This is a genomic window from Nguyenibacter vanlangensis, assembly GCF_013376155.1.
Classification (GTDB): domain Bacteria; phylum Pseudomonadota; class Alphaproteobacteria; order Acetobacterales; family Acetobacteraceae; genus Gluconacetobacter; species Gluconacetobacter vanlangensis.
This window is the reverse complement of sequence record NZ_JABXXP010000149.1, coordinates 1-5,863: the sequence shown is the minus strand read 5'-3', so window position 1 is coordinate 5,863 and position 5,863 is coordinate 1. Positions and strand designations below refer to the sequence as shown.

General features: G+C 67.7%; 6 protein-coding genes. All 6 read right to left on the bottom strand.

From position 1 onward, the window contains the following. Positions 1-26: 26 nt before the first annotated feature. Positions 27-440 (bottom strand): ATP synthase F1 subunit epsilon, encoded by a 414-nt coding sequence (gene atpC, locus HUK84_RS09130; RefSeq protein WP_176640017.1) that lies wholly within the window; start codon positions 438-440, stop codon positions 27-29. Between the two features lie 173 nt (positions 441-613). Further along, the gene (gene atpD, locus HUK84_RS09125; RefSeq protein ID WP_176640016.1) at positions 614-2,095 is read right to left on the bottom strand and encodes a F0F1 ATP synthase subunit beta; all 1,482 of its coding nucleotides are present in this window, start codon (positions 2,093-2,095) and stop codon (positions 614-616) included. Between the two features lie 46 nt (positions 2,096-2,141). Continuing rightward, on the bottom strand, positions 2,142-3,023 hold the full coding sequence (locus HUK84_RS09120) for a F0F1 ATP synthase subunit gamma (protein WP_176640015.1): 882 nt from the start codon (positions 3,021-3,023) through the stop codon (positions 2,142-2,144). A 16-nt stretch (positions 3,024-3,039) separates the two neighbouring features. After that, positions 3,040-4,578, bottom strand: coding sequence for a F0F1 ATP synthase subunit alpha (gene atpA / locus HUK84_RS09115; RefSeq protein WP_176640014.1), 1,539 nt, complete (start codon positions 4,576-4,578; stop codon positions 3,040-3,042). After that, positions 4,578-5,174, bottom strand: a complete 597-nt coding sequence (locus HUK84_RS09110) for a F0F1 ATP synthase subunit delta (RefSeq protein WP_176640013.1) — start codon at positions 5,172-5,174, stop codon at positions 4,578-4,580. The genes atpA and HUK84_RS09110 overlap by 1 nt, the downstream gene beginning before the upstream one ends. Before the next feature lie 152 nt (positions 5,175-5,326). Further along, a partial coding sequence (locus tag HUK84_RS09105; RefSeq protein ID WP_176640012.1) for a substrate-binding domain-containing protein occupies positions 5,327-5,863 on the bottom strand: 537 nt, incomplete at its 5' end.

The window sequence follows — 5,863 nt, the reverse complement described above, 5'->3', positions numbered from 1 at the left end:
CCGCCGCGCGGCGGCTGCGATCCGCTCTACGCCGCCGCGCCGCCCGCGGCTTCGATCTCGGCGCGAACCGACTGCATCTTGGCCATCAGCAGGTCCAGGGCCGGTACATCCATCTTGTCCGCTGCGTCATAGGACGCCTGCAACTCCTGCAGGCGCGCCTGGGCGGCCTCGACCGACAGGTCGGACAGCGCGGTGGCCGCGTCCGCCAGGATCGTGCAGCGGGTCGCCGTCATGTCGGCAAACCCGCCCGCGACGAAGAACCGGTCCGTCACCTTGCCGTCCTGATGCAGTTCGACGACACCGCCACGCAGCAGCAGCATCATCGGCGCATGGTCGGGCATGGCGGCGATGTCGCCTTCCAGACCCGGGATCACCGCCATATCGACCGCGCGCGAGAAGAGAACCTTCTCGGGGCTGACGATCTCGACCTCAATCGGCATGGCCTGTCTTCCTTAAAGCAGATCGCGACGAGGCGCCGGCCTCGTCGCGCGACGATGCACGCGGTACGCTGGAGCACTCCGTCATTCGACGAATCACACGAACTGCTCCGGTCTTCCGGCTTTCAAAGCCTCACCGGGGCACCCGGGCGGGCGCCCCTTCAGGACATGGCCGATCAGGCCGTTTCCTTCATCTTCTCGGCCTTGGCCACCGCTTCCTCGATCGAACCGACCATGTAGAACGCGCCTTCCGGCAGATGGTCATATTCGCCGGCGACGATCGCCTTGAACGAGCGCACCGTGTCTTCCAGCGACACCAGCTTGCCCGGCGCGCCGGTGAAGACTTCGGCGACGTGGAACGGCTGCGACAGGAAGCGCTGGATGCGGCGCGCGCGCGCCACCAGCAGCTTGTCGTCCTCGGACAGTTCGTCCATGCCCAGGATCGCGATGATGTCCTGCAGCGACTTGTAGGTCTGCAGGATGCGCTGCACGTCGCGGGCGACCTGGTAATGTTCCGCGCCCACGATCTTGGGGTCCAGCGAGCGCGAGGTCGAATCCAGCGGATCGACGGCCGGATAGATGCCCATTTCGGCGATCGAGCGGTTCAGCACCGTGGTCGCGTCCAGATGGGCGAAGGTCGCGGCCGGCGCCGGGTCCGTCAGGTCGTCGGCCGGGACATAGACCGCCTGGACCGAGGTGATCGACCCCTTCTTGGTCGAGGTGATGCGTTCCTGCAGCGCGCCCATCTCGGTCGCGAGCGTCGGCTGATAGCCCACCGCCGAGGGAATGCGCCCCAGCAGCGCCGAGACCTCGGCGCCCGCCTGGGTGAAGCGGAAAATGTTGTCGACGAAGAACAGGACATCCTGGCCTTCCTCGTCACGGAAATACTCGGCCAGCGACAGGCCCGACAGCGCGACGCGCGCGCGGGCACCCGGCGGCTCGTTCATCTGGCCATAGACCAGCGCCACCTTCGAGCCCTCGGTCGTGTCCTCGCCCAGCTTGATCACGCCGGCATCCTGCATTTCGTAATACAGGTCGTTGCCTTCGCGCGTGCGCTCGCCGACGCCGGCGAACACCGACACGCCGCCATGCGCCTTGGCGATGTTGTTGATCAGTTCCTGGATGATGACGGTCTTGCCCACGCCGGCGCCGCCGAACAGGCCGATCTTGCCGCCCTTCAGATAGGGGCACAGCAGGTCGACGACCTTGATGCCGGTCACCAGGATCTCGCTGGCCGCCGCCTGCTCGTCGAAGGCGGGCGCCTTGCGGTGGATCGTATAGCGCTTCTCGGCCTTGACCGGGCCGCGATCGTCGATCGGCTCGCCGATCACGTTCAGGATGCGGCCCAGCGTGCCGGGGCCGACCGGAACCGAAATCTGCGCGCCGGTCGCCACGACCTCGGCGCCGCGGATCAGGCCGTCGGTCGAGTCCATGGCGATGCAGCGCACCTCGTGCTCGCCGATCTCCTGCGCCACTTCCAGCACGAGGGTCTGGCCGTTGAACGAGACGTGCAGCGCATCGAGGATATGCGGCAGCGTGCCCTCGAACTGCACATCGACCACCGCGCCGCGGACCTGGGTCACGCGACCGACGACGTTGCTGTTCTGCGACTGGCCCTGCGTGGCGACAGGAGCCTGGTACTGTGTGGTGTCCGACATGGGTTAGCTCCTGCGGCGAGGAAACGAAATCGGTCCAGGCATCGGCTCAGACCGCCTGGGCGCCCGAGATGATCTCGATCAGTTCGTTGGTGATGTTGGTCTGGCGCGTGCGGTTATAGGTCAGCGTCAGCCGGTCGATCGCCTTGCCCGCATTGCGGGTGGCGTTGTCCATGGCCGTCATCCGCGCCCCCTGCTCGCCCGCAGCGCTTTCCAGCATGGTGGCATAGAGCTGGACCTGCAGGTTGCGCGGCAGCAGGCTGGCCAGCAATTCTTCTTCGCCGGGCTCGAATTCATAGGCCGGGGCATCGATCGCGGGCGCGCCGTCATTGGCCGGCACCGACAGCGGCACCAGTTGCAATTCGGTCGGCGTCTGCGACATGACGTTGCGGAAACGGTTATAGACGACGGTGCAGACGTCGAATTCCCCCGTCTCCAGCATCGCGGCGATCCGCCCGCCCAATTCGGCCGCGGCCGAGAACGGGACCTCCTTGCCGCCCGAACCATGGATATGGCCGACCATCAGCGCCGAGAATTCCCGCATCAGGTAGTCATGGCCCTTGCGCCCCACCGGCAGCAGGCGGACGGTCTTGCCCTCGGCCTGCAGGCGGCGGATCAGGTCGCGCGTCGTGCGGTTGATGTTGGCGTTGAACGCGCCGGCCAGGCCGCGATCGCTGGTCATCGGGATCAGCAGATGGACCTTGTCGGCCCCCGTGCCGGCCAGCAGCTTCGGCAGGGCGGCCTCGCCCCGGGTGCCGGCCGCCAGTTCCGCCAGCATCCGGCGCATCGCCGCCGCATAGGGACGCGCGGCCTCGGCGCGGGCCTGCGCCCGGCGCAGCTTGGCCGCCGCCACCATCTTCATGGCGCTGGTGATCTTCCGCGTCGATTTGACGCTGCCGATCCGCGCGCGAAGTTCCTTGAGGGATGCCATGGATGCCGGCCTGCCCTCAGCCCGCGAACTGACGGCCGAAGCGCGTCAGGAACTCGGTCAGACGGGTTTCGGTTTCCTTGGTGATCTGCCGCTCGGTGCGGATCGAATCGAGGATGTCCTTGCCGGCGGTGCGCAGTTCGGACAGCAGCTGCCGCTCATAGGCGATGACCCTGTCCACCGCCACCGCATCGACGAAGCCGCGGGTGCCGGCGAACAGGATGCAGACCTGCTCCTCGACCTGCAGCGGCGAGGTCTCGGGCTGCTTCAGCAGCTCGACCAGGCGCGCGCCGCGGGCAAGCTGCTTCTGCGTCGCCGGATCGAGGTCCGAGGCGAACTGCGAGAAGGCGGCCATTTCGCGATATTGCGCCAGTTCCAGCTTGATCTTGCCGGCAACCTGCTTCATCGCCTTGATCTGCGCGGCGGAACCGACGCGCGACACCGAGCCGCCGACATTCACCGCCGGACGGATGCCGCGATAGAACAGGTCGGTTTCCAGGAACACCTGGCCGTCGGTGATCGAGATCACGTTGGTCGGGATATAGGCCGACACGTCGCCCGCCTGGGTTTCGATGACCGGCAGCGCCGTCAGCGACCCGGCGCCATAGGCGTCGGACATCTTCGCCGCGCGCTCCAGCAGGCGGGAATGCAGATAGAATACGTCGCCCGGATAGGCCTCGCGCCCCGGCGGACGGCGCAGCAGCAGCGACATCTGGCGATAGGCGACCGCCTGCTTCGACAGGTCGTCATAGACGATCAGCGCATGCATGCCGTTGTCGCGGAAGAATTCGCCCATGCTGCAGGCGGCGTAGGGCGCCAGATACTGCATCGGCGCCGGGTCGGAGGCGGTGGCCGCGACCACGATGGAATATTCCATCGCGCCCGCTTCCTCCAGCGTGCGGACCAGTTGCGCCACCGTCGAGCGCTTCTGCCCGATCGCGACATAGATGCAGTACAGCGACTTCTTGTCGTCGCCCAGCGCGTTGACCGGCTTCTGCGCGACGATGGTGTCGATCAGGATGGCGGTCTTGCCGGTCTGGCGATCGCCGATGACAAGCTCGCGCTGGCCGCGCCCGATCGGCACCAGCGCGTCGATCGCCTTGATGCCGGTCAGCATCGGCTCGCCGACCGACTGGCGCGGCATGATGCCCGGCGCCTTGACGTCGGCGCGCTTCATGATCACGTCGCCGACCAGCGGCCCCTTGCCGTCGATCGGCGTGCCCAGCGCGTCGACCACGCGGCCCAGCAGCGCCTTGCCGGTCGGGACCTCGACCACCTTGCCGGTACGGGCGACCGTATCGCCTTCACGCATGTCGGAATCGTCGCCGAAGATGACCACGCCGACATTGTCGTTTTCCAGGTTCAGCGCCATGCCGCGCTGACCGGTGGCCGGGAACTCGACCATCTCGCCGGCCTGGACGTTCCGCAGGCCATAGACGCGGGCGATCCCATCGCCGACCGACAGGACGGTGCCCGTCTCGGCCACGTCGACCGGGTTGTCGAACGTGGCGATCTGCTGCTTGAGGATATCCGAAATCTCGGCGGGACGGATTTCCATCACGCGGCTCCCTTCATGGCGTGGTGCAGGCGGGTCAGGCGAGAACGGAGACTGGTGTCGTACAGCCGCGCGCCGACGCGCACGACCAGACCGCCCAGCAGCGCCGCATCGACGCGCTCCTGAATATTGACTTTGGAATAGCCGGCCTCGGCGAGGCGGCTCCGAAGCTGGATGCGCTGCAGGTCCGTCAGGGGATGGGCCGAAACGACCTCGGCCACGGTCTCGCCCCGGCGGGCGGCGGCGATCGCCGCCAGCGCGTCAAGGATCTCGGCCAGCCTGGACAGGCGGCGGTTGCGGGCGACGACGCCCGCGAAATTACGGATGATCGGGCCGAATCCCTGCGCATCGAGCACGGCGTTCAGCGCGCGCGTGGCCTCGGCGACGTCGAGCGTACGATCCGTCAGAAGGGTGCGGAATTCGGCGCTGCCGGCGATCAGGCGCGACAGGGCCGCGGCCTGGTCCAGAACGGCGTCAAGCTGCCATTGATCGGCGGCGAGGTCATAGAGGGCCGTCGCGTAACGACCAGGCAGGCCATTGGCAACGGAGGCGATCGGTATTGTTGTCGTTCCACCCGAAACCACGGTCGGCCTTTCCATCCCAGATCCAGAACACTGCCAGCATGCCGGCGGCCGGGAGAGTCTCCCGCCTGCCGCTGGCCGGGCGTCTAGCATGCTGACCGATACGGCGCAACAAGACGATGAAGCCCGTGTAATATATGATGCGTCCGCATGCCGCCCCGCCCGTCCGGTCAGGCCGGCATGCGCGCCACGGTTGCGTCGGCTCCAATCGTTTCGGCCCTGGTCGTTTCAACTCCGGCCATTTCGCCCCTGGCCGTCTCGGCGGCGCGGAACAGGGTGGTCTCGCGCCGGACCAGGGTCACGCCCAGATCGACGATCCGCGGCACGTCGCGCCGCCCGGCCAGCAGGTCCAGCACCATGCGGCCGGTCCGTTCGCCGATCGCCCGGAAATCCACCGCGACCGTCGTCAGCGCCGGCACGACCTGGCGGCCGATCTCGAACCCGCCGAAGCCGATCAGCGACATGTCCTCGGGCACCCGCACCCCCCGGCGGTGGCACTCCATCAGCGCCCCCACCCCCACCAGGTCCGACACCGCGAACACGGCCTGCACCTTCGGCGCGCGGTCCAGCAGATGCCCCATGGCCCGCGCGCCATGGGTGAAGGACACCGGCGGATTGCCCATGCGCAGCACCAGCGCGTCGGACAGTCCGGCCTCGCGCAGGGCCTCGGCGAAACCGTCCAGGCGCTCGCCGCCGCGATGGTCGCA

Coding starts and splice junctions, on each gene's coding strand:
- HUK84_RS09110 (WP_176640013.1), bottom strand. CDS start 5,174: ATGGAAAGGCCGACCGTGGTTTCGGGTGGAACGACAACAATACCGATC.
- HUK84_RS09120 (WP_176640015.1), bottom strand. CDS start 3,023: ATGGCATCCCTCAAGGAACTTCGCGCGCGGATCGGCAGCGTCAAATCG.
- atpC (WP_176640017.1), bottom strand. CDS start 440: ATGCCGATTGAGGTCGAGATCGTCAGCCCCGAGAAGGTTCTCTTCTCG.
- atpA (WP_176640014.1), bottom strand. CDS start 4,578: ATGGAAATCCGTCCCGCCGAGATTTCGGATATCCTCAAGCAGCAGATC.
- atpD (WP_176640016.1), bottom strand. CDS start 2,095: ATGTCGGACACCACACAGTACCAGGCTCCTGTCGCCACGCAGGGCCAG.